The 24194-nt window shown below is 71.4% G+C and carries 19 protein-coding genes; 12 read left to right on the top strand and 7 right to left on the bottom strand.

Annotated elements, in window-relative coordinates; translation table 11 throughout:
• Positions 1–9: 9 nt before the first annotated feature.
• The 3 genes from ACFT32_RS34685 to ACFT32_RS34675 form a co-directional block, all read right to left on the bottom strand.
• Positions 10–2091 (bottom strand): M4 family metallopeptidase, encoded by a 2082-nt coding sequence (locus tag ACFT32_RS34685; RefSeq protein WP_382497179.1) that lies wholly within the window; start codon positions 2089–2091, stop codon positions 10–12.
• A 183-nt stretch (positions 2092–2274) separates the two neighbouring features.
• Positions 2275–4137: an ABC transporter ATP-binding protein gene (locus ACFT32_RS34680; protein ID WP_382497177.1), complete on the bottom strand. Its 1863-nt coding sequence runs from the start codon at positions 4135–4137 to the stop codon at positions 2275–2277.
• On the bottom strand, positions 4134–6236 hold the full coding sequence (locus ACFT32_RS34675; protein ID WP_382497175.1) for an ABC transporter ATP-binding protein: 2103 nt from the start codon (positions 6234–6236) through the stop codon (positions 4134–4136). The genes ACFT32_RS34680 and ACFT32_RS34675 overlap by 4 nt, the downstream gene beginning before the upstream one ends.
• A 184-nt stretch (positions 6237–6420) precedes the next feature.
• Here ACFT32_RS34675 and ACFT32_RS34670 point away from each other — a divergent pair, with 184 nt between their 5' ends.
• From ACFT32_RS34670 to ACFT32_RS34655, 4 genes are read left to right on the top strand one after another with little or no spacing between them, the layout of a single operon-like run.
• Entirely contained in the window at positions 6421–7323 is a 903-nt protein-coding gene (locus ACFT32_RS34670; RefSeq protein ID WP_382497173.1) for an ATP-binding cassette domain-containing protein, read from the top strand.
• Positions 7320–8069, top strand: coding sequence for an ABC transporter permease (locus tag ACFT32_RS34665; RefSeq protein WP_382497171.1), 750 nt, complete (start codon positions 7320–7322; stop codon positions 8067–8069). The genes ACFT32_RS34670 and ACFT32_RS34665 overlap by 4 nt, the downstream gene beginning before the upstream one ends.
• Before the next feature lie 44 nt (positions 8070–8113).
• Entirely contained in the window at positions 8114–9367 is a 1254-nt protein-coding gene (locus tag ACFT32_RS34660; RefSeq protein ID WP_382497429.1) for a sensor histidine kinase, read from the top strand.
• Positions 9360–10004 (top strand): response regulator, encoded by a 645-nt coding sequence (locus tag ACFT32_RS34655; protein WP_382497169.1) that lies wholly within the window; start codon positions 9360–9362, stop codon positions 10002–10004. Before ACFT32_RS34660 ends, ACFT32_RS34655 begins: the two co-directional genes overlap by 8 nt.
• Here the strand turns inward: ACFT32_RS34655 and ACFT32_RS34650 are convergent.
• Both ACFT32_RS34650 and glgX read right to left on the bottom strand, forming a co-directional pair.
• Complete coding sequence (locus ACFT32_RS34650; protein ID WP_382497167.1) at positions 10001–11407, bottom strand: sulfatase; 1407 nt, start codon at positions 11405–11407, stop codon at positions 10001–10003. The two genes, ACFT32_RS34655 and ACFT32_RS34650, sit on opposite strands and share 4 nt — an antisense overlap.
• A gap of 177 nt (positions 11408–11584) precedes the next feature.
• Positions 11585–13837 (bottom strand): glycogen debranching protein GlgX, encoded by a 2253-nt coding sequence (gene glgX, locus ACFT32_RS34645; RefSeq protein ID WP_382497165.1) that lies wholly within the window; start codon positions 13835–13837, stop codon positions 11585–11587.
• 188 nt (positions 13838–14025) lie between these two features.
• Here glgX and ACFT32_RS34640 point away from each other — a divergent pair, with 188 nt between their 5' ends.
• From ACFT32_RS34640 to ACFT32_RS34605, 8 genes are all read left to right on the top strand, one after another.
• Entirely contained in the window at positions 14026–15270 is a 1245-nt protein-coding gene (locus ACFT32_RS34640; protein ID WP_382497163.1) for an Ig-like domain-containing protein, read from the top strand.
• A gap of 153 nt (positions 15271–15423) precedes the next feature.
• Complete coding sequence (locus ACFT32_RS34635) at positions 15424–16656, top strand: Ig-like domain-containing protein (RefSeq protein ID WP_382497161.1); 1233 nt, start codon at positions 15424–15426, stop codon at positions 16654–16656.
• An 89-nt stretch (positions 16657–16745) separates the two neighbouring features.
• Positions 16746–17513 (top strand): enoyl-CoA hydratase/isomerase family protein, encoded by a 768-nt coding sequence (locus ACFT32_RS34630; protein ID WP_382497160.1) that lies wholly within the window; start codon positions 16746–16748, stop codon positions 17511–17513.
• A gap of 287 nt (positions 17514–17800) precedes the next feature.
• On the top strand, positions 17801–18304 hold the full coding sequence (locus ACFT32_RS34625; protein ID WP_382497158.1) for an ATP-binding protein: 504 nt from the start codon (positions 17801–17803) through the stop codon (positions 18302–18304).
• 111 nt (positions 18305–18415) lie between these two features.
• Positions 18416–19594 carry a YncE family protein gene (locus ACFT32_RS34620; RefSeq protein WP_382497156.1) on the top strand — a complete coding sequence of 393 codons (1179 nt, stop codon included), beginning with the start codon at positions 18416–18418 and terminating at the stop codon, positions 19592–19594.
• A gap of 92 nt (positions 19595–19686) precedes the next feature.
• Positions 19687–20304, top strand: a complete 618-nt coding sequence (locus ACFT32_RS34615) for an ADP-ribosyltransferase (protein WP_382497154.1) — start codon at positions 19687–19689, stop codon at positions 20302–20304.
• A 70-nt stretch (positions 20305–20374) separates the two neighbouring features.
• Positions 20375–21289, top strand: a complete 915-nt coding sequence (locus ACFT32_RS34610) for a MerR family transcriptional regulator (RefSeq protein ID WP_382497152.1) — start codon at positions 20375–20377, stop codon at positions 21287–21289.
• A 56-nt stretch (positions 21290–21345) separates the two neighbouring features.
• Complete coding sequence (locus ACFT32_RS34605; RefSeq protein WP_020271014.1) at positions 21346–21558, top strand: EF-hand domain-containing protein; 213 nt, start codon at positions 21346–21348, stop codon at positions 21556–21558.
• Positions 21559–21680: 122 nt separating this feature from the next.
• On the opposite strand, the gene ACFT32_RS34600 is transcribed toward ACFT32_RS34605, so the two are convergent.
• Complete coding sequence (locus ACFT32_RS34600; protein ID WP_382497150.1) at positions 21681–22472, bottom strand: ABC transporter ATP-binding protein; 792 nt, start codon at positions 22470–22472, stop codon at positions 21681–21683.
• Positions 22469–24178 carry a 2-isopropylmalate synthase gene (locus ACFT32_RS34595; protein ID WP_382497148.1) on the bottom strand — a complete coding sequence of 570 codons (1710 nt, stop codon included), beginning with the start codon at positions 24176–24178 and terminating at the stop codon, positions 22469–22471. The genes ACFT32_RS34600 and ACFT32_RS34595 overlap by 4 nt, the downstream gene beginning before the upstream one ends.
• Positions 24179–24194: the final 16 nt, after the last annotated feature.

Raw genomic sequence — 24194 nt, 5'->3', positions numbered from 1 at the left:
CGTCGCGGCTTACGGGAAGGTGAGCTTCCAGCTGTTGATGTAGCCGGTGTCGATGGCCGCGTTGTCCTGGACCCGCAGCTGCCAGGTGCCGTTGGCGACCTCGGCGGAGGCGTTCACCGTGTAGGTCTCGTTGATGTTGTCCGAGCTGCCGCCGGTGCCGTAGCCCTTCAGCGTGTACGCCGTGCCGTCGGGGGCGACCAGATCCACCTTGAGGTCACCGATGTAGGTGTGGACGATGTCCACGGCGACCTGGAGGTTGGAGGGCGCGTTGCCCGTCCGGCCGGTGACGGTGACCGGCGAGGTGACCGCCGCGCCCCGGTCCGGGATCGCCACGTCGGCGGCGTTCTCGAAGGACGTACCGCCGCCGCCTCCGTCGCCGGGACGGGTGCCGACGTTGATGCCCGCCCACGCGTGCTGGACCGCCTTGTACTCGGCGCTGTCGGTGCCGTAGAGCTCACCGGTCGCGGCGAGGGTGCCGGTGCGGGCGCCCGCGTAGTTGGTCGTCGAGGTGAACTTCGTGGTCAGCGCGCGGAACCAGATCTTCTCCGCCTTGTCCCGGCCGATGCCGGTGACCGGAAGCCCGTCCGAGGTGGCCGAGTTGTAGGTGACACCGTTGATGGTCTTGGTGCCGCTGCCCTCGCTCAGCAGGTAGAAGAAGTGGTTCGCGGGGCCCGAGGAGTAGTGCACGTCGATCGAGCCGATGCCGGAGTACCAGCTGTCCTTGGACGCGCCGTCCTTGCTCGGCTTGTCCATGTAGCGCAGCGGGGTCCCGTCGCCGTTGATGTTGATCTCCTCGCCGATGAGGTAGTCACCGACGTCGGAGGAGTTGTTCGCGTAGAACTCGACGGTCGAGCCGAAGATGTCGCTCGTCGCCTCGTTCAGACCGCCGGACTCGCCGCTGTAGTTGAGGCCCGCGGTGTTCGACGTCAGCCCGTGGGTCATCTCGTGGGCGGCCACGTCGATCGACGTCAGCGGGTTCGCGTTGCCCGAGCCGTCGCCGTAGGTCATGCAGAAGCAGCTGTCCGACCAGAACGCGTTGACGTAGTTGTTGCCGTAGTGGACCCGCGAGTAGGCGCCCACGCCGTCGCCGCGGATGCCGCTGCGGCCGTGCACGTTCTTGTAGTAGTCCCAGGTCAGCCCGGCCCCGTAGTGGGCGTCGGCGCCGGCCGACTCCAGGTTGGAGGGGGTGCCGTTGCCCCATACGTCGTCGGGGCCGGAGAAGAGGGTGCCGGTGCCGGAGGTGCCGCGGTTGAGGTTGTACGTCTTGTGGTTGCCGCGGGCGCCGTCGGTGAGGTTGTACGTCGAGCCGGACTGGGTCGTGGTGAGGTCGACCGTGCCGCTGTAGACGGTGTTGCCGGTGCCCGTCTCGATGGCCTCCCACTCGTACAGCTTCGCGCCGGTGGTGGCGTCCGTGACCACGTGCAGTTCCTGCGGGGTGCCGTCGTGCTGGAAGCCGCCGACGACCGTCTCGTACGCCACGACCGGCTTGCCGCTCGCGGCCCAGATCACCTTGCGGGGCTCGCGGTTGATGTCCGGGCTCTTGGCCTCGTCGGCCTTCCCCGCGGTCAGGGCCTGCTGCCGGGCCTTCGCGGCGGACACCGCTGCCTTCGTCGTGGCCGGCTCGATCGCGGTGCGGGTGGCCTTCGTGACGGACGCGGTGGCGTCCGCCTTCGTGCTCTCGACGACCAGGTCGCCGCCGAGGACGGGCAGGCCCGCGTAGGTGCGCTCGTAGCGTGTGTGCACGGTGCCGTCGCGGTCCTTCAGGACGTCGCGGACCACCAGCTTCTCCTGGGCGCCGAGGCCCAGGTCCTTCGCGGTCTCGGCCTTGCCGGCGTTCGCCTCCCGGATCAGCGCGGCGCGCTGGGCGGGGGTGAGCCGGACCGATTCCGAGCCCGGCTTCGCCTTGCTAGCGGCCGCCGGAGCCCTGTTCTCCGGGGCCGCGGTGGCGGTGCCGGCCTGGACGGCGGTGGCGATCAGCGCGGCGACGCCGGCGAGGGCCACGGCCGCGGTACGGCGAGGGGTGTGGGGAGTGCGTCTGTGGGAGGTGCCTCTTCGCGAGGAACTGCTTCTCAACACTGACTCCTTCTGCATGGCCGGGGGTCGCCCGGCCTGGGGAGGTGGAGGTGTTGCAGTGGGGTTTCTGTAGAGCAGTCGTGGGAAGCGTGGCAGGGGAGTGCGCTTTCTGTCAGGACCGCGTCAAGACTATGGCCGGAAAAGGTTCGTTGACCGGAAGTTCATGTTCGCTATACGGACCCGTTCACAGCGCGAGAACCCCTAAGCCAGACTGTCCCGCCAGGCCCGGTGCAGATCCGCGAACCTGCCCGTGCCCGCGACGAGTTCGGCCGGGCCGCCGTCCTCGACGATCTTTCCCTGCTCCATCACCAGGACACGGTCCGCGATCTCGACGGTCGACAGCCGGTGCGCGATGACCACCGCCGTGCGCCCCTTCAGCACCGTCGCCATCGCCCGCTGCACGGCACGCTCGCCCGGGATGTCCAGCGAACTGGTCGCCTCGTCGAGGATCAGCACCGCCGGGTCGGCCAGCAACGCCCGGGCGAACGCGACCAGTTGCCGCTGTCCGGCCGAGATACGGCCGCCCCGCTTGCGTACGTCGGTGTCGTAGCCGTCGGGCAGGGCGCTGATGAAGTCGTGCGCGCCGATCTCCTTCGCCGCCCGCTCCATCTCCGCACGGGTGGCGTCCGGGCGGCCGATCGCGATGTTCTCGGCGACCGTGCCGGAGAACAGGAACGACTCCTGCGTCACCATGACCACCCCGCGCCGCAGCTCGGGCCCGGCGAGGTCGCGCAGGTCCACGCCGTCCAGCAGCACCCGGCCCTCGGAGGGGTCGTAGAACCTGGCCAGCAGCTTGGCCAGGGTCGACTTTCCGGCGCCCGTGGAGCCGACGACCGCGACCGTCTGCCCGGCCGGGATCGTGAGGTCGAAGCGGGGCAGCACCTCGCCGCCGGTGCGGTAGCCGAAGCCGACGCCGTCGAAGACGACCTCGCGGCCCGGGTGCTCGCTCGCCAGGGGCGGGAGCGGCCGGGGGTTTGCCGGCTCGGGGACGGACGGGGTCTGGGCGAGCAGCCCGGCGATCTTCTCCAGCGAGGCCGCCGCCGACTGGTAGGAGTTGAGGAACATCCCGAGCCGGTCGATCGGGTCGTACAGCCGCCGCAGGTACAGCACGGCCGCCGCCAGCACGCCGAGGGCCAGGGTGCCGCCCGCGACCCGGTAGGCGCCCCACAGCACGATCGCCGCGACCGCCGTGTTGGCGACCAGCCGTGAGCCGGTGACGTAGCGGGCCATCTCCAGCAGCGCGTTGCCGTTGGTCCGTTCGTGCCGCTGGTTGAGCACGCCGAAGTCCGCGTCGTTGACGGCCTCGCGGCGGAAGGCGCGCACCGGCCGGATGCCGTTCATCGTCTCGACGAACTTCACGATGACGGCCGCGATGGCGGTGGACCGCGCCCGGTACACCCGCCCGGCGCGCCGCTGGTACAGCCGCACGAGCGCGTAGAGCGGCACCAGGGACGCCACCGCCACGCCGCCGAGGCCCAGGTCGAGCCAGAGCAGCATCGCCGAGATGTAGACGAAGGACAGGATGACCGTCACCAGTTCCTGCAGGCCCTCGTCGAGCAGTTCGCGCAGCGACTCCACGTCCGCCGTGGAGCGGGAGATGAGCCGGCCCGAGGTGTAGCGCTCGTGGAAGTCGACGCTCAGCGCCTGCGCGTGGCGGAAGATCCGGCCGCGCAGGTCGAGCAGCACGTCCTGGCTGACGCGGGCCGCGGCGGAGACGAAGGCGTACTGCAGCCCGCCCGCGGCCAGCGCGCACCCCAGATAGCCGGCGCCCACCGCGATCAGCGGCCCGTGGTCCCCGGCCCGGAACGCCGGTACGGCACGGTCGATGGCGTACGCCACCAGCAGCGGGCCCGCCTGCACGACCGCCTGCTGGAGCAGCAGCAGGACCGTCGTGACCGTGACGCGGGCCTTCAGGGGCGTGAGGAGCGAGCGCAGCAGGGCGGCGGTGGCGCCCGGGGGAGTGGGAAGGACGTCCTGGTCGAAGGGGTCGCCGGTGGCGGCGGGCGGGCCGTCGGGTCCGTCCGCGGGTTTCCTGTCGGCCGGTGTGCCGGTGGCGGCCGTCATCGTGCGCCCTCCTGTTCCCCTGATGGTTCCCCTGACTGCTCTCCGGACATCAAGTGCGCGTACTCGGCGTTCGTCCGCAGCAGTTCGTGATGGGTGCCGACCGCGGTGATCCGGCCGCCGGACAGCAGTGCGACCCGGTCGGCGAGCAGCACGGTGGACGGGCGGTGCGCCACGATCAGAGCGGTCGTGTCCGCGAGGACGTGCCGCAGGGCGGCCTCCACGGCGGCCTCGGTGTGCACGTCCAGGGCCGACAGCGGGTCGTCCAGCACGAGGAACTCCGGCTGCCCGACGACAGCCCTGGCGAGCGCGAGCCGCTGCCGCTGCCCGCCGGAGAGGCTGAGGCCCTGCTCGCCGACCTGGGTGTCCGTCCCCTGCGGCAGGGCGTGCACGAAGCCGGCCTGGGCGACGGCCAGGGCGCGCTCCAGCTCCGGCGTCCCGGCCGTGCCGTCCGCCCCCATGAGAACGTTGTCGCCGACCGCGGCCGAGAAGAGCGTGGGCTCCTCGAAGGCGACGGCGACCTTGGCACGCAGCACGTCCCTCGACAGGCCGGTGATGTCGACGCCGTCGAGGGTGATGCGGCCCGAGGTCACCTCGTAGAGACGGGGGACGAGCGCGGTGAGGGTCGTCTTGCCGCTGCCGGTGGAGCCGACCAGGGCCATGGACTCGCCGGGGCGGATGTGGAGGTCGATGTGCTGGAGGACGGGCGGGGAGTCGGGCGGTGCGTCGGGGTAGCGGAAGGTGACGCCGTGAAAGCGCAAGCCCGCCTGAGCCGCGGGCGGCCGCACCGCCGATGCGGCCCGTGCGGGCGCGTCGGCACCTCGTGACGCCGAGTCGCGTGCCCGGTCCTCCGGTAGGGACGCCGAGTCGTGCGCCGGGCCCGCGGGAAGGGACGCCGAGGTCCCGGCCACCTCCGGCGTCCGGTCCTCCGGCAGCGACGCCGAGTCGCGTGCCCGGTCCTCCGGCAGGGACGCCGAGTCGTGCGCCGGGCCCGCGGGAAGGGACGCCGAGGTCCCGGCCACCTCCGGCGCCCGGTCCTCCGGCAGCGACGCCGAGTCGCGTGCCCAGCCTCCCGGCAGCGACGCCGGATTTCCAGCCGCCCCCGGCTCCTCCACCTCCTCGTCCATCACCTCGAAGTACCGCTCGGTGGCCGTCGCCGCCTCCTGGCTCATGGCCAGCAGGAAGCCGATCGACTCCACCGGCCACCGCAGGGCCAGCGCCGTCGACAGGAACGCCACCAGCGTCCCCGCCGACAAGCCCCCGTCGGCGACCTGTACGACTCCCACGACGAGCGCCGCCCCGATCGCCAACTCGGGCAGCGTCACGATGACGCCCCAGATCGTCGCCAGCAGCCGCGCCTTGCGCAGCTCCGTGCCGCGCAGCTTCCCCGCCAGGTCGCGGAACGCCCGCGCCTGGCTGCGGTGGCGTCCGAACCCCTTGATGATGCGGATGCCGAGCACGCTCTCCTCGACGACCGTGGTCAGGTCGCCGACCTGGTCCTGCGCGCGCCGCGCCACCTCGGCGTACCGCTTCTCGAAGATCACGCAGGTCACCATCACCGGCACGGCGGGCCCGAGGATCACCAGCCCCAGCGTCCAGTCCTGGAGCAGCATGATGATCACGCCGATCACTATCGTCACCCCGTTGACCAGCAGGAACGTCAACGGGAAGGCAAGGAACATGCGGAGGAGGCTCAGGTCGGCGATCCCCCGCGACAGCAACTGCCCGGAGGCCCACCGGTCGTGGAAGGACACCGGCAGCCGTTGCAAGTGCCGGTACAGATCCGCCCGCATCGACGCCTCGACATGTGCCAGCGGCCGAGCGACCAGCCAGCGCCGCAGCCCGAACAGCAGGGCCTCCGCGAAGCCGAGCAGCAGCAGGCAGAGCGCCCCGAGCCACACCCCGGCCGGGTCCCGGTCGGCGACCGGCCCGTCCACCATCCACTTCAGGACGAGCGGGATCACCAGGCCCGTGCTGGAGGCGACTATCGCCACGAACGCGGCGCTGAACAGCCGTGCCCGCGCGGGCCGCACGTACGGCCACAGGCGCAGCAGCGCGCGCACGGCAGAACGGTTCCGGGCGGGGGCAGATGTGGTGGCCATCAGCAGTGAGCCTACGGATCGCCACTGACACTGCCCACCGAGTTTTCTCCGAGCCGGGGTCGGTCCTTGGTCCTACGACCTGCGCGTTCGGGGGGTCGTACGGCAGGCATCAGCCGTTCGGCTGATGCCCGTTCGAGCGCGACGGGCGATGTGCGCGGACCCACCGCACCGGGACCCTCGGTCCATGTCCGTCATCGAAGTCACCGACCTGCGCAAGGCCTATGCCGGCCGCCCGGCCGTGGACGGCGTCTCCTTCGCCGTCGAGGAGGGCGAGATCTTCGGGATCCTCGGCCCGAACGGCGCCGGCAAGACCACCACCGTCGAATGCGTCGAGGGCCTGCGTGTCCCCGACTCCGGCCGCGTCCGCGTCACCGGCCTCGACCCGGTCGCCGACCACGAGCGGGTCGCCCAGGTCCTCGGCGCCCAGCTCCAGGAGAGCCGGCTCCAGCCCAAGCTCACCGTCCGTGAGGCGCTGGAGCTCTACGCCGCGTTCTATCCGCGCCCCGTCGACTGGCGTCCGCTGGCCGAACGCCTCGGCCTCGAGGAGAAGCTGAGCACCCGTTTCGCCAAACTGTCCGGCGGTCAGAAGCAGCGCCTGTTCATCGCGCTCGCCCTGATCGGCGACCCCCGGGTCGTCGTCCTGGACGAGCTCACCACCGGCCTCGACCCGCGCGCCCGCCGCGACACCTGGGAGCTGATCGAGGACATTCGCGCGAACGGCGTCACCGTCCTGCTCGTCACGCACTTCATGGAGGAGGCGCAGCGGCTCTGCGACCGGATCGCCGTGATCGACAAGGGCCGGGTGGCCGCCCTGGACACCCCGTCCGGGCTGATCCGCCGCTCGGCGGGCGCCACCGTCATCAGCTTCACCCCGTCCACGCCCCTGGACGACCGCGAGCTGAAAGCGCTCCCCGCCCTGGTCGCCGTCGAGCACAAGGACGGCCGGATCACGCTGTCCGGCACGGACGACACCGTCAACGCCGTGCTGTCGCTGCTGGCCCGCCACCACATCACCGCCCGTCAACTCCGCGTCACCGACGCCACGCTGGACGACGCGTTCCTCGACCTCACGGAGGCCTCGGCATGAGCACGGCACTGATCAACCCCGCTGTGCTGCGCAGCGAGTTCCGCCTCTTCCGGCGCGAGCCGGGCAGTCTCTTCTGGGTCCTGCTGTTCCCGGCCCTGCTGCTGGGCATCCTCGGTTCCGTGCCGTCGTTCCGCGAGGCGCAGGACGGGCTCGGCGGGCTGCGGATCGTCGATGTCTACGTGCCCGTCTGCGTGCTGGTCGCCCTCATCATGGCCGGGGTGCAGGCGATGCCGCCGACCCTCACCGGCTACCGCGAGAACGGCATCCTGCGCCGGCTGTCCACCACTCCTGTCCGGCCCTCGGCCCTGCTGGCCGCCCAGATGCTGGTGAACGGCGTGGCGGCGCTGGCCTCCGCGCTGCTCACGCTCGTCGTCGGACGGCTCGCCTGGGGCGTACGGCTGCCCGAACAGCCCGTCGGGTACCTGCTCGCGCTGCTCCTCGCCGTGCTCGCCGCCATCTCGCTGGGCGCGGTGATCTCGGCACGGGCCCGCACGACGAAGATCGCGACCGCGATCGGGACGGCCGTGTTCTTCCCGATGATGTTCTGCGCCGGGGTCTGGGTGCCCGTGCAGGCCATGCCGGACCTGCTGGGCCGCATCGTCCAGTGCACCCCCTTCGGCGCCGCCGCGCGGGCCCTGGACCAGGCCGCCGCGGGCGACTGGCCGAGCTGGGGCCATCTGGCCGTCCTCGCCGCGTGGACCGCGGTGCTCTCGGCGTCGGCCGCACGCTGGTTCCGCTGGGAATGACCGGCGCCCGGGGAGGGGACACGGCCGTGGCCGACACTGTGGGCATGACGGACGTGGCGGGTGTGGAGCAGCGGTGGGCGGCGTACTTCCGCTGGGGGCCGTACGGGATGCTGGCGACGGGCGCCGTGCTCTCCGCGGCCACGGTCGACGAGGTCGGCATGGGCACGGCCGTGCAATACACCGCCGTCGCCCTGGTCGGCGCCGCCGTGGTCCTCCAACTGTGGTGGGGGCGCTGGTCCCGCGGACGGCCTCTGGAACCGTCGGTGCCGGGCGCCTGCTACTACTTCCTGCGCTGGGCGCTGGCCTTCGCGCTCTGCTGGTGCAACCCGTTCTTCGCGTTCTACGGCTCCGCCGGGTTCGTCGGCCCCGAGCGGCTGCTGCGGGGCCGCCCGCTCAGGGTCGGGCTGGTGGCCACCGCGGTGATCCTCGCGAGTTCCCAGGCCGGCGGCTTGCCCCTGCACGGGCCTCTGGACTGGGCGGTGTTCGGCGGGCTGATGTGCTTCTACATCGTGCTGCTGATCGTCTTCGGCCAGCTGGCCGGGCGGGAGGAGGAACGCACCCGGATCCAGACCGCGACCATCACCGAACTGGAACGCACCAACGCGGCCCTGCAGCAGGCCCTCGACGAGAACGCCGCCCTGCACGCCCAGCTCCTGGTGCAGGCCCGGGAGGCCGGAGTCGCCGACGAGCGCCGGCGGCTGGCCGCCGAGATCCACGACACCATCGCCCAGGGGCTGACCGGCATCATCGCCCAGCTCCAGGTCGTCGCGAACGCCCCCGACCTGGCCGTGGCCCGCACCCACCTCGAACGCGCCTCGGACCTGGCCCGGCACAGTCTCGGCGAGGCCCGCCGCTCCGTGCACAACCTGGCCCCCGTGGCGCTGGCCGACGCCGGACTGCCGGAAGCCCTGAAGAAGACGGTCGCCGAATGGGGCGAACGGACGGGTGTGCGGGCCGAGTTCACGGTCACCGGCACCGACGAGCAACTCCACGAGGAGATCGCGGCCACGCTCCTGCGGATCGTCCAGGAGGCCCTCTCCAACACCACCCGGCACGCCGCCGCCGGCCGCGTCGGCGTCACCCTGTCCTTCCTCGGCGACGAGGTCATCCTCGACATCCGCGACGACGGCCGCGGCTTCGACCCGCTCGCCGTCCCCGAACGCAACCGAGCAGGCGGCTTCGGCCTCGACGGCATGCGCGCCCGCGCCGAACGCGTCGCCGGGTCCCTCACCGTCGAGTCCGAGCCGGGCCACGGTACGGCGGTCTCCGCTCGCGTACCGTTGGTCCGCCATGACTGACGCCGCCGCGATCACCCTGCTCATCGTCGACGATCACCCCGTCGTACGGGACGGCCTGCGCGGCATGTTCGAGTCCGCGCCGGGCTTCCGCGTCCTGGGCGAGGCGGCGAACGGAGTCGAGGCCGTCTCGCTCGCCGCCGCCCTGGACCCGGACGTGATCCTGATGGACCTGCGCATGCCGGGCGGCGGGGGCGTGGACGCCATCCGCGAGCTGACCCGCACCGGCGCCCGCGCCAAGGTCCTCGTCCTGACCACCTACGACACCGACTCCGACACCCTCCCCGCGATCGAGGCGGGCGCGACGGGCTACCTCCTGAAGGACGCCCCGAGGGACGAACTGTTCGCGGCGGTCCGCGCGGCGGCGGAAGGCCGGACCGTCCTGTCCCCGGCCGTGGCCTCCCGCCTGGTCTCGGCGGTCCGTACTCCCCGGGCCACCGGCAGCGACACCCTCTCCGCCCGCGAGCGTGAGGTCCTGGCCCTGGTCGCCAAGGGCACCTCCAACCGCGAGATCGCCCGCGAACTCTTCATCAGCGAGGCCACGGTCAAGACCCACCTCACGCACCTCTACGCCAAGCTGGGCGTGAAGGACCGGGCGGCGGCGGTCGCCACGGCCTACGAGCGAGGCATCCTGGGCTAGCCCGGGTACGGCAGCAGACCCGCGGCGGTCTTCTCCCACGCCGCCTTCAGCTCGGTGAGCAACTCCGGCTCGTCGGGGGCGAGGTCGGCCTGTTCGCGGGAGTCGGCGGCCAGGTCGTACAGGTGGTCGGTGCCCTTGGCGTCCCGGTAGTATTTCCAGTCGCCTCGCCTCAGCGCCCGGTTGCCGCGCGTCCGCCAGAACAGGTCCCGCTCGGGGAGCCGTTCGCCGCGCAGCAGGTACCCGGCGAGGCTCGTGCCGTCCAGCGGATACGCCGGGTCGGGCCGGGCACCGGCCAGCTCCAGCAGGGTCGCGGTCCAGTCGGGGGAGAAGTTCGGCTCGTGGCTGACCTGCCGGCCGTCGATCCGGGCGGGCCAGCGCAGGATCGCGGGCACCCGGATGCCGCCCTCCTGGAGGGAGAACTTCTGGCCGCTGAGGGGCCACAGATACGACCAGCGCTCGCCGCCGTTGTCGCTGGCGAACAGCACGACGGTGTTCTCCTCCTGTCCGGAGCGGCGCAGGGCGGCGAGCACCTCGCCGACGGCAGCGTCCAGGCTCTCCACCATCTGGGTGTACTTCGCGACCGAGCCGCCGTCGTAGTGGTTCAGGGCCTTGCCGACCTCGGCCTGGGATGTCGCCGCCCGGATCTTCGCCGCGATCTCGGCGCCGGTCTCCTCGTCGCCCTCGGCGAGCCAGGGCCAGTGCGGGGTGGTGAAGTTGAGGTTGAGCAGCCAGGGCCGGTCGTGGTCCCGGCTCACGTACTCCACGGCCCGCTCCGTCAGCACGGTGGTGTAGTACCGCAGGTCCTTGTACTCGGCGTCTCCCTCGTAGAGGTCGTGGTCGCCGAGCTGGCCGAGCTTGGAGAAGTACTCCAGCACGCCCCCGTGATTGCCGAAGAACTCGTCCCAGCCGGACTTGGTGGGGCTGTAGTCGGGCAGCCAGCCGCAGTGCCACTTGCCGATGAGCGCGGTGGCGTAGCCCGCCTTCTTCAGCAGGGAGGCGAGGGTGGGGTGGTTCGGGTCCAGGCCCTGCGACCGGTCGGCGATCGGCTCGGCGAGCCCGCCCTCGGTACGGCCGGGATAGCGCCCGGTGTAGAGGCTGAACCGGGTCGGGGAGCAGGTCGAGGAGCCGGAGTAGGCGTCGGTGAACCGCACGCCCTGGCGGGCCAGCCGGTCCAGGTTCGGCGTCTTGATGTGGGGGGCGCCGTAGGAGGACAGGTCGGCCCAGCCGAGGTCGTCGCCCAGGATGACGAGGACGTTGGGACGGCGGCCGGACCCGGCACCGGGGCGGGCCCTGAACGGCCGCTCGGCGGGGGCTGCTTCGGCACCGGTGGCCGTACCGGCGACGGCGCCCACGGCACCACCGCCGACGAGGGCACCGAGGGCACGACGGGATATCTCGGGCATGCGGAAGTCCTGGAGGTATCAGAGAGCAGGAGGGAGGGAGGGAGACGCCACGGCTCAGCAGGGACGCTGCCAGCGGTCCGACGGCGGGGTCAAGAAGATCCCCGCCGACTTCACGGACCCGCAACGCGCCGCAACACCCCGCAACAATGCGGCAGCCCTGCCAGGCGAAACGATGCCTCAGCCCGTCACCCGCAGCAGCAGCACCGCCCGGGCCGGCATCGTGATCTCCGTCCCCGCCCGGTGCTCCACGCCCGGTGCCTCCCCCTGCTCCTCCAGGCTCGTGTCGACGACGACCTCGTACCGCTCCGCCCAGGGCGGCCCCGGCAGTTCGAAACGCACCGGTGCCTCGCCCGCGTGCAGCACGGCGAGGAAGCTGTCGTCGAGGATCTGCGCCCCGCGCTCGTCCCGGCCCGGGATGTCCCGGCCGGACAGGTACATCCCCAGCGTGGCGGCCGGCGCGTACCAGTCCTGCTCCGTCATCTCGGTGCCCCGGGACGTGAACCAGGCCAGATCGCGCAGCCCGTCCGCGGTCTGGGCCCGGCCCGAGAAGAACGCCCGGCGCCTCAGCACCGGGTGCCGGTGGCGCAGCTCGATCAGCCGGGAGGTCAGCTCGAACAGGGCGCGCCACCCGGGGTCCTCCAGCAGCCCCCAGTCGACCCAGCTGATCTCGTTGTCCTGGCAGTACGCGTTGTTGTTGCCGCGCTGCGTGCGGCCCAGCTCGTCTCCCGCTACCAGCATCGGCACACCCGTGGACAGCAGCAGCGTGGTCAGCAGGTTCCGCAGCTGCCGGCGCCGCAGCGCCCTGATCCCCTCGTCGTCCGTCTCGCCCTCGGCCCCGCAGTTCCAGGCCCGGTTGTCGTTCGTGCCGTCGCGATTGCCCTCGCCGTTGGCCTCGTTGTGCTTGCGCTCGTACGACACCAGGTCGCGCAGGGTGAAGCCGTCGTGCGCGGTGACGAAGTTGACGGACGCGTACGGCCGGCGCCCGCCCCAGGCGTACAGGTCGCTGGAGCCCGACAGCCGGTAGCCCATCTCCCGTACGTCGGGCAGCGCGTGCCGCCAGAAGTCCCGTACGGCGTTGCGGTACCGGTCGTTCCACTCCGTCCACAGGGGCGGGAACGCCCCCACCTGGTAGCCGCCCGACCCCACGTCCCACGGCTCGGCGATCAGCTTCACCCGGCGCAGCACCGGGTCCTGCGCGATGACCGCCAGGAACGGGGAGAGCATGTCGACATCGTGCATCGAGCGGGCCAGCGCCGCCGCCAGGTCGAAGCGGAAGCCGTCGACGCCCATCTCCGTCACCCAGTACCGCAGCGAGTCCGTGATCAGGCGCAGCACCTGCGGCTGGACCACGTGCAGGGTGTTGCCGCAGCCGGTGTAGTCGGCGTAGCGGCGCGGGTCGTCCTGGAGGCGGTAGTAGCCGCGGTTGTCGATGCCCTTCAGGGACAGCGTCGGGCCGAGTTCGCCCGCCTCCGCCGTGTGGTTGTAGACCACGTCGAGGATGACCTCGATCCCGGCCGCGTGCAGGGCGCGCACCATGCGCTTGAACTCGCCGACCTGCTCGCCCCTCGTCCCGGAGGCCGCGTAGGCCGCGTGCGGGGCGAAGTAGCCGATGGAGTTGTAGCCCCAGTAGTTCCCGAGGCCTCTGCGCAGCAGATGGTCCTCGTGCGCGAACTGGTGCACCGGCAGCAGCTCCACCGCCGTCACGCCCAGCTTCACCAGGTGCTCGATCGCGGCCGGATGGGCGAGTCCGGCGTAGGTGCCGCGCAGTTCCTCGGGGATGCCCGGGTGCAGCCGGGTGAAGCCCTTGACGTGCACCTCGTAGATCACCGAGTCCGCCCACGGGGTCTTCGGGCGGCGGTCGTCGGCCCAGTCGTCGTCATCGTGGACGACGACGCCCTTGGGGACGTACGGCGCCGAGTCCCGGTCGTCGCGCACGGTGTCGGCGACGTGCTGCTGCGGCCAGTCGCGCACGTGCCCGTACACCTCGGGAGGCAGCGAGAAGTCCCCGTCCACCGCCCGCGCGTAGGGGTCGAGCAGCAGCTTCGCCGGGTTCCAGCGGGCGCCGGTCCACGGGTCCCAGCGGCCGGACACCCGGTAGCCGTAGCGCTGTCCGGGCAGCACGCCCGGGACGAAGCCGTGCCAGATCTCGTGGGTCAGCTCGGTCAGCCCGGCCCGCGACTCCTTGCCGGCCTCGTCGAAGAGGCACAGCTCGACTCCCTCCGCCCCGCCCGCCCACAACGCGAAGTTGGTCCCCGCCACCCCGTCGGGGCCGACCCGGAACCGGGCGCCCAGCGGTGTAGCCGCGCCCGGCCAGGCGGGCACCATGGGCGGCGGCGCGGGCCGCCGTACGCCGTTCGCGGCGGCGGCCTGGCGCCCGTTCCCGGTGGCCTGATGGCCGGCCACCGCCTCCTGCTCGGCTGCGCTGGACACCTGTCAGCCTCCCGCGGCTCGTGGAACGACGGGGGACAGAGGGGTGCGGTCCTGTACTGCGGCCCGGGCCGCGGCTCCCCTGCGCGTCGTCCTCCACACTGTTCTGCCCAGAGCGTGGGTCGCACTCACGTTTCCCCGGGGGCGGGCATGGTCGTTTCCCGGGGACGCGGCCGGTCGTTGGGTACCCCGTGAGGCACGTACAAGGGCGCGCGCGGCGCGCGAGGGCCGCGCTGGCCGCCGTAGTGACATGGGCAGGGCTGCTGGCCGGGGCCACGGGCTGTACCTCGGACGACGCGGGCGGGATCGCCGGGGCGTTCGGCGCGCCCCCGGCGCCCGAGGACGTCATCAAGGTCTCGCCCGACGACGGCAGCAGGGGCGTGCGCCCCGGAAGGACGCTGCGGGTGCGCGTGCCCGACGGCAGGCTGGAGTCGGTGAAGGTCACCAGGTCCCAGGACGCGCAGGAGTCCCCGGTGCCCGGGCGGGTCTCGGCCGACGGCCTGACCTGGGAGCCCGAGGAGAAGCGGCTGGCGCTCGCCGCCGAGTACACGGTGGACGCGGTGGCCGTGGACGGCGACGGCCACCGCTCGGCCCGGCACACCACGTTCACGACGTACGTCCCCGAGGAACGCTTCATCGGCTACGTCACCCCGGAGAACCGCGCCACGGTCGGCACCGGCATGATCGTCTCCCTGGAGTTCAACCGGGAGATCGCCGACCGCGCCGTCGTCGAACGCGCGGTGCGGGTCACCTCCCGCCCGGCCGTCGAGATCCGCCCGCACTGGTTCGGCCGGAGCCGCCTCGACTTCCGCCCCGAGGACTACTGGAAACCCGGCACCCAGGTCACCGTCGACCTGCGTCTGCGCGACGTCGAGGGCGCGCCCGGGGTCTACGGCCTGCAGCACAAGACGTTCTCCTTCACCGTGGGCCGCGCCCAGGTCTCCGTGGTCGACGCCGCGCAGCACACCATGGAGGTCCGGCGCGACGGCGAGACCCTCGCCACCGTGCCGGTCACGGCCGGCTCCCCCGAGACGACCACGTACAACGGGAAGATGGTGGTGACCGAGATGCTCGACGTCACCCGGATGAACGGCGCCACGGTCGGCTTCAAGAAGCGTGACGGCAAAGGCGAGTACGACATCCCGGACGTCCCGCACGCCATGCGCCTGACCGACTCCGGGACCTTTTTGCACGGCAACTACTGGGCGGACCACACCGTCTTCGGACGGAGCAACGTCAGTCACGGCTGTATCGGACTGCGCGATGTGAAGGGCGGCGGCTCGGACACCCCGGCCGGCTGGTTCTTCGACCGCAGCCTGGTCGGGGACGTCGTCGAGGTCGTCAACAGCAAGGACAAAGAGGTCTCTCCCGACAATGGTCTCGGAGGCTGGAACATGGCCTGGAACGCATGGAAAGCGGGCAGTGCGGTGAAGTAACCGACAGGGGCGGATCGACCCGGCGTTCCGTTGGGACGGAACAGTGACAATCGCGGGCCGCCGGTGCCCGGTGCCTTGTGGTTACTATGCGCCGGTGCGCGGGGGACGCGCAGGGGTTGTGGGCCTGACCAGGCCCGGGGAGGGGAGAACGACTTGAACGGGCGACCGATATCGGGGGCGTCGGTTGGGGGCAGGCACGGACTGCTCGCGCTGATACTCGGCTCGCTGCTCCTCGCCGTCACGGCGTGTGGCGGCGGGGAGAGCGGAGCCGGAGCCGGCGGGGGCGACGGCACGGGCAAGGGCTCGGACACCGCGCAGAGCAAACAGTCCGAGGCCGAGGTGAGCATCACCCCCAAGGACGGCGCCAAGTCCGTCGACACCAGCGGGAAGCTGAAGGTCACCGCCGCCAAGGGCAAGCTGACCGAGGTCGAGGTCAAGGACGCCAAGGGCAAGAAGGTCGACGGCGAGATATCCGGCGACGGCGCCACCTGGACGCCGTCCAGCCATCTGGCCGCCGCAACCAAGTACACGGTCCACGCGGTCGCCAAGGACTCCGAGGGCCGCACGGCCGCCGAGGACGCCGGCTTCACCACGCTGACGCCGGAGAACACCTTCACCGGCACCTTCACCCCCGAGGACGGCTCGAAGGTCGGCGTGGGGATGCCGTTCTCCATCCGCTTCGACCGGGGCATCACCAACCCGGAGGACGTCGAGAAGGCCATCCGCGTCAAGACGGAGCCGGCCGTGGACGTGGAGGGCCACTGGTTCGGCAACGACCGTCTGGACTTCCGCCCCGAGAAGTACTGGAAGCCAGGCACCAAGGTGACCGTCGACCTGAACCTCGACGGCGTCGAGGGGCGCTCCGGCGTCTACGGCGAGCAGGACAAGACGGTCGACTTCACCATCGGCCGCAACCAGGTCTCCGTCGTGGACGCCAAGAAGCTCACGATGAAGGTCATGCGCGACGGCAAGCTGTTCAAGACCATCCCGGTCACCACCGGCAAGCCCGGCATGGAGACCTGGAACGGCCAGATGGTCGTCAGCGAGATGCTCACCGTGACCCGGATGAACGGCGAGACCGTCGGCTACGGCGGCGAGTACGACATCAAGGACGTCCCGCACGCCATCCGCCTCACCACCTCCGGCACCTTCCTGCACGGCAACTACTGGGCGGGCGGCGCCTTCGGCGAGTACAACGCCAGCCACGGCTGCATCGGCTTGCGCGACGTGCGCGGCGGCTGGGACAAGAAGGTGCCGGCGGCGTGGTTCTTCAACCACTCGATGGTCGGCGACGTGGTGGTCGTCAAGAACTCCGAGGACCGGATCGTCGACCCGGACAACGGGCTCAACGGCTGGAACATGTCGTGGGAGAAGTGGAAGAAGTAGCTCCGAGCTGACGCTGAGCTGACGACGAGGGTCCCGGTGTGACGGACAGCACCGGGGCCCTTGCCGTTAGTCGCCGTTAACCTGCTCCCATGACCGTCACACTCGAAGTCGCTGAAGGCGTCGGCACGCTGCGTCTCGACCGCCCGCCCATGAACGCGCTGGACATCGCCACGCAGGACCGGCTGAAGGAACTCGCCGAGGAGGCCACGCGCCGCGAGGATGTGCGGGCCGTGGTGGTCTACGGCGGCGAGAAGGTGTTCGCGGCCGGCGCGGACATCAAGGAGATGCAGGCGATGGACCACGCCGCGATGGTCCTGCGCGCCCGCGCCCTGCAGGACTCGTTCACGGCGGTGGCCCGCATCCCCAAGCCGGTCGTCGCGGCCGTGACGGGTTACGCGCTCGGCGGCGGCTGCGAACTCGCGCTGTGCGCGGACTACCGCATCGCCGGTGAGAACGCCAAGCTCGGCCAGCCCGAGATCCTGCTCGGCCTGATCCCCGGCGCGGGCGGCACCCAGCGCCTGGCCCGCCTGGTCGGCCCCTCCAAGGCCAAGGACCTGATCTTCACCGGCCGGATGGTGAAGGCCGACGAGGCCCGGGAGATCGGCCTGGTGGACCGGGTCGTGCCCGCCGACGAGGTGTACGCGCAGGCACACGTCTGGGCGGCCAAGCTGGCCCAGGGCCCGGCGCTCGCGCTGCGCGCCGCCAAGGAGGCCATCGACGCCGGCCTGGAGACGGACATCGAGACGGGCCTGACGATCGAACGCAACTGGTTCGCGGGCCTGTTCGCCACCGAGGACCGTGAGCGCGGCATGCGCAGCTTCGTGGAGGAGGGGCCGGGCAAGGCGAAGTTCCTCTGAACGCTTCGTCTGAACACCCTTCCAGGGGCTTGCAATTGACACGGTGTCTGATCCGGGTCCCTCGACGGAGCGGTTTATGGCAGCCTTAAGGCAGCCTTAAGCGTGTGCGGTCGGGGAACTTCGTCGCTTGCCCCGAAACGGGCCGTATTCGCAGGTCATACGGGCCATGGAAGGCTCCGAAGTGCCGTAGGCATATGCCGTAGGACTGCCGGTTCCGGGCCCGTTCCGGGGGGTCTATTCCCCGGGAACGGCCCCGTCGGGTGCCCCGGACGGCCATGATGGGGGGCATGGCGGGGCTGGAGGGTATGGAACAGCCGCGGGGACACGCACATGCGGCCGCGGCGCGCTGGTCGCCGACCGTCGAGGACGAACGCGCGCTGAAGGCGCTGGAGTTGTACGGCAACCCGACGGAGGCAGAGGTTCCGCTGCCGTCCCGCCCCGAGTCCGCGGCCACCGCCAGACGGCTCACCCAGGTCGTGGTCCTGCGCCACTGGGGACTCACCCCCAAGATCACCGAGGAGGCGGTCCTCCTCGTCTCCGAACTGGTCGGCAACGCCGTACGCCACACCGGCGCCCGCGTCTTCGGGCTGCGTCTGCACCGGCGCCGCGGCTGGATCCGCGTCGAGGTCCGCGACCCCTCCCGGGGGCTGCCCTGTCTGATGCCGGTCCAGGAGATGGACGTCAGCGGCCGGGGCCTCTTCCTCGTCGACAAGCTGGCCGACCGCTGGGGGGTCGATCTGCTGCCCCGGGGCAAGACGACATGGTTCGAGATGCGGGTCATCGACCGCTGACGGCCGCCGGCGGGGCAGGGGCTCGACCGGGGGTGTGACCTGCGACGACTCACCTGGACGTCGATCGGGCGAATCACCGGTTTCCGCGCGGAGCGCCCCTTAAATGGTCCAATGCACCGCCACTTCCTCAAGCGCGCCCTTGTCGCGGGCGCCGCCCTCTCCGTCCTCGCCGCCTGCGGTACCCAGGGCGAGGAGCGGACCTCCGGGACACGCCCCACCAAGGCCGCCGTGCCCGCCCCGCCCGAGAAGAAGACCGTCCAGGGCCTGCCGGGCATGCCGCCCGTCCTCGACCCGAAGGACGTGTACGCGGCCGACCGCCCCAACAAGCTGTCACCCGTGGTCAAGGGCTTCCCGTCCCGCGTCTACGTCCCCAACACCGAGTCCGACACCGTCTCCGTCATCGACCCGAAGACGTACGAGATCATCGAGACCATCCCCGTGGGCCGGCAGCCCCAGCACGTCGTGCCCTCCTGGGACCTGAAGACGCTCTGGGTCAACAACAACCGCGGCCACACCCTCACCCCGATCGATCCCAAGACCGGCAAGGCGGGCAAGGAGGTCGAGGTCCACGACCCGTACAACCTCTACTTCACGCCCAACGGCAAGTACGCCATCGTGATGGCCTCTCTCGACCGCGAGCTGGTCTTCCGGGACCCGCACACCATGGACCGGAAGAAGACGGTCCCGGTCTCCTGCTACGGCGTCAACCACGCCGACTTCTCCCTGGACGGCCGCTACTTCATCGTCTCCTGCGAGTTCAGCGGCGAGCTTCTCAAGGTCGACACCGAGAAGATGAAGGTCGTGGGGCAGCAGCGGCTGCCGTTCGAGGGCGCCATGCCGCAGGACGTGAAGGTCTCGCCGGACGGCAAGAGGTTCTACATCGCCGACATGATGGCCCACGGCATGTGGGTCCTGGACGGCGACAAGTTCACCCAGCCCACCCTGCTGCCCACCGGCAAGGGCTGCCACGGCCTCTACGTCGGCCGCGACTCCCGCGAGATGTACGTCTCCAACCGCGGCGAAGGCACCGTCTCCGTCTTCGACTTCACCCGGAACAAGCTCACCAAGAAGTGGGACCTGCCCGACGGCGGCAGCCCCGACATGGGCGGTGTCTCCGCCGACGGCAAGGTCCTGTGGCTCTCCGGCCGCTACGACGCCGAGGTCTACGCCATCGACACCCGCACCGGCGCCCAGCTCGCCCGCATCCCCGTCGGCAGCGGCCCCCACGGCCTCGCGGTCTACCCGCAGCCCGGCCGTTACTCCCTCGGCCACACGGGCATCTTCCGGTGAGCCCCATCTGCCGTCCACTCAAGGGCAGTTGACACGCCCCTGATCGGGTGAGGGTCCAAGGCCCGGCGCCGCGGACCCGCCATCGTGCCCTCGTGACCACTATGACCCTGCGGCGGCGGATCGCTGCCGCCGCCTTCTCCCTCGCGGCCGTCCTCACGACCACCGCCGCCACGCCCGCCCAGGCGCCCGCCCCGACGGTCGCGACGGCCGCCGCCCCCGCACCGGCCGCTTGTCCCGTCCGGTTCGACGACAAGGTCAAGGCCGCCGCCGACCGCCGTGTCGACGTCGACCGCATCACCCCCGAGCCGTCCTGGCGCACCAGTTGCGGCACCCTCTACCGCGCCGACGGCCGTGGCCCGTCCGTCATCTTCGAGGAGGGCTTCCACCCCAAGGACGTCATCGCCGGCCAGTACGACCTGGAGAAGTACGTCCTGGTCAACCAGCCCTCCCCGTACGTGTCGACGTCGTACGACCACGACCTGTACAAGCAATGGCGGCCCGGCTTCAACTACTACGTCGACGCCCCCGGCGGCATCGACGTCAACAAGACCATCGGTGACACCCACAAGTGGGCCGACCAGCAGGAGGTCGCGTTCCCCGGCGGCATCGCCCGGAAGTACATCATCGGCGTCTGCCCGGTCGACAAACAGACCAAGACCGAGATCATGAGCAGGTGCGAGAGCAACCCGCACTACGAGCCCTGGCACTGAGCAGCACCTCCGAGCCGTCACCGACGCGCTCCTTGAGTCTCCACCCACTGGAGGGCCCAGACTCGCGGACATGACCGACGACGGCACCGGACTGCTCACCATCGGGGCACTGGCCCGGGTCACCGGACTGACCGTGCGCACCATCCGCTACTGGTCCGACGAGGGCGCCCTGCCCCCGGTGACCCGGTCCGCGGGCGGCTACCGGCTGTACGACACCGCCTCCGTGGCCCGCCTGGAGCTGATCCGCACCCTGCGCGAACTCGGTCTCGGCCTGGCGGACGTCCGCCGGGTCCTGGCCGGCGAGACGACGATCGCGCAGGTCGCCGCCGCGCACGTGGTGGCGCTGGACGCGCAGATCCGGTCGCTCAAGGTGACCCGTGCGGTGCTGTCGACGGTCGCGAAGCGGGGTTCCGGCGCGGAGGAGATGACACTCATGAACAGACTGGCACGGCTCTCGGCGGCCGAACGACGGCGGATCGTCGAGGACTTCATGGCGGAGATCTTCGAGGGGATCGACACCGCCGACCCGGACATCCGCGGCAGGCTGCGTTTCGCGGCCGCAGAGCTGCCCGAGGACCCCACACCCGAGCAGGTGGACGCCTGGGTGGAGCTCGCCGAGCTGATCCAGGACCCCGGCTTCCGCGCGCAGATGCGGCAGATGATCGAGTTCAACGCGGCCGACCGGGGGCCGGACATCCCGGCCGGTTCGTCCCTGTGGTTCATGAGCCGGCTCGTACAGCTCGCGGCCGAGGCGCGGCAGCGCGGCATCGCCCCCCAGGCACCGGAGGCCGGCGATGTCCTGAGGGACCTGCTCGGCGACAGCGACCGGGCCGCCGTGCTCGAACGCCTCACGGCCGCCTCCAACGTACGGGTCGCCCGCTACCGCCAACTCCAGGCCGTCGTCAACGGCCTCGGCCCCCAGCCGACCTACGACGAGGAGTTCGCGTGGGTGGTCGCCGCGCTGGAGGCACGCACGGCCGGTTAATCTGACCTGCGTCAGTACGACGCAGAACACGAGAGCACGAGAGTAGGGGCGGATCGGTGGCGGACATCGAGGAAGCACGCAAGCAGTTCGAGCGGATCGATACGGACGGCGACGGATTCATCACCGCCGCCGAGTTCAAGACCGCCCTGGCCCGGTCGGGCGACTGGAACGTCACCGAGTCGGTCGCCGAGGTCGTCATCAAGACCCGCGACCTCGACGGCGACAAGAAGCTGAGCTTCGACGAGTTCTGGGCCTACCTGAACAAGTAGTCGCCTGAACAAGTAGTCGTCTGAACGGGCAGTCGCCCGAGCAGGCAGTCGCCCGCTGCCGGAGGCGTTCCGCCTCCTGGACGAAGGGGCCCGGTCCGATCTCGGTCGGACCGGGCCCCTCGTCATGCCCGGCGTGCCGTGCGCACGCTCCAGCGCCCGTCCCGCCGTTCCAGGACCAGCGGCAGGTCGAAGCACTTGCCGAGCCGGTCGGCGGTCAGCACATCGGCCACCGGGCCGTCGGCCAGCGGACGGCCCTCGCGCAGCAGCAGGGCGTGCGTGGTGTGCGGCGGCAGCTCCTCCAGGTGGTGGGTGACCAGGACCGTCGCCAGCCGCGGATGGTCCCGGCGCAGCTCCGCCAGCGCCCCGATCAGCCGCTCCCGGCCGGGCAGGTCGAGGCCGGTGGCCGGTTCGTCCAGAAGCAGCAGCCGGGGCTCGGGCATGAGGGCCCGGGCGATCAGGGTCCGGCCGCGCTGCCCCTGGGAGAGGGTGGGCCAGCGCGCCTCACGGTGCTCTGACAGCCCCAGCGTCCGGATCAGCCGCTCCGCACGCTCCTTCTGCTCCGGCGTGGGACGCCACCGGGGCAGGGGCTCCACGGAGTTGGTCAGACCGGTCAGGACGACGTCCCGTACCCGCAGCGGCGAGCAGAGCGGATGCCGCGGGTCGACATGCCCGACGTGCGCGCGCAACTCCCGCAGATCGACCCGGCCCAGCCGGTGGCCCAGCACCTCCACGGTGCCCCGGGTGGGATGGACGCGCGCGCCGAGCAGGCCGAGCAGGGTGGACTTGCCCGCGCCGTTGGCCCCGAGCAGTGCCCAGTGCTCACCGGCCCGGACCGTGAGAAACACCTCCTGGAGGATCGGCCGGCCGTCGCGTACGACATGGGCGTCCTCGGCGCGCAGGACGACCGCCGTCACCGCAGCGCCCTGTTCACCGCGGACAGCACCGCCCGGACGGACGCGGCCAGGGCCGAGGAGTCCTGGCCCGCGCCCCAGCACGTCGTACCGCCGACCCGGCACTCGGCGAAGGCGTTCGCACCGCCCTCACCGGCCTGCTCATGGAAGTCGAGCACCTCCACGTCGACTCCCGCTCCGGCCAGCGCGTCGACGAACGCGGAGACCGGGCCGCCGCCCGTGCCCTCGAAGTCGCCGGTGCGCTCACCGGTGCGCAGCGTGCACACGAAGCGCCGGCCGGACTCGTCCGGGTGCACGGACCAGGCCTCCAGCGTCACCTCCCCGTCAGCCACGACGTACGTCGAACGGAACAGCTCGTACAGCTCCTTCGCCGCCATCTCCCGGCCGCTGTCGTCCGTCGTCTCCTGCACGGCCCGGGAGAAGTCCGGCCGCATGCGCGCGGGGAGGTCGACGCCGTGGTGGGTGCGCAGCAGATAGGCCGTGCCGCCCTTGCCCGACTGCGAGTTCACGCGGATCACCGCCTCGTAGGAGCGGCCCACATCGGCCGGGTCGACCGGCAGGTACGGCACCGACCAGGGCGCCTGCCGCTCCGGCACGCCCAGCTCCCGCGCCCGCTCGGCGTGCCGGGCCAGGCCCTTGCTGATCGCGTCCTGGTGGGTGCCCGAGAAGGCGGTGTGGACGAGGTCCCCGGCGTACGGGTGGCGCGGGTGCACGGGCAGCCGGTTGCAGTGCTCGACCGTCTCCCTGACCGTGTCGAGGTCCCGGAAGTCGATCATCGGGTCGACGCCCTGGGCGTACAGGTTCAGCGCGAGGGTCACCAGGTCGACGTTGCCGGTGCGCTCCCCGTTGCCGAACAGACAGCCCTCGACGCGCTGGGCACCGGCCAGGACGGCCAGTTCGGCGCAGGCGACACCGGTGCCGCGGTCGTTGTGCGGGTGCACGGAGAGGATCACGCTGTCACGCCGGGAGAGATGGCGGTGCGTGTACTCGATCTGGTCGGCGTAGACGTTCGGCGTCGCGATCTCCACGGTCGCCGGGAGGTTGTGGGTCACCGGCCGGTCCGGGCTCGCGTCCCACAGCTCGGTCAGCCCGTCGCACAGTTCCAGGACGAAGTCGGGCTCGGTCAGGTTGAAGGTCTCCGGCGAGAACTGGAAGCGGACGTACGAGGCCCGGTCCGCCCGGCGGGCCATGTGCTCGGCGGCCTCCCGCACGGTCCGCCACACCTCCGCCCGGTCCCGCCCCAGGACGACGTCCCGCCACACCGGCGAGGTCGCGATGTACAGATGCACGACGGCCCTCGGCATCCCCTCGATCGCCTCGAAGGTGCGGTCGATGAGGTCCCGGCGGGCCGGGGTGAACACGACGGGCGTGACGTCGTCCGGTACGGCGTCGCCGGTCGCCAGATGCCGTACGAAGTCGAAGTCGGTGCGGCTGGCCGAGGGGTAGCCGACCTCGATCTCCTTGAAGCCCATGCCGGTCAGCAGATCGAAGAAGCGGCGCTTGCGGGACGTGTCCATCGGCTCGGCGAGGGCCTGGTTGCCGTCGCGCAGGTCGACGGGGACCCAGAGGGGAGCGCGCTCGATCCGGGCGGCGGGCCAGTCGCGGCCGGCGGCGGGGACCCGCACACGGTCCTGGAAGGGGCGGTAGCGGTGGAAGGGCATGGGGCCCGGGCGCTGGGGGTTCCAGACCGGGGCAGGGGAGGTGGTCATCGTCGGCTGTGGCCTT

The organism is Streptomyces sp. NPDC057002, assembly GCF_042673825.1.
Lineage (GTDB): Bacteria > Actinomycetota > Actinomycetes > Streptomycetales > Streptomycetaceae > Streptomyces.
This window is presented reverse-complemented; position numbering and strand designations above follow the sequence as displayed.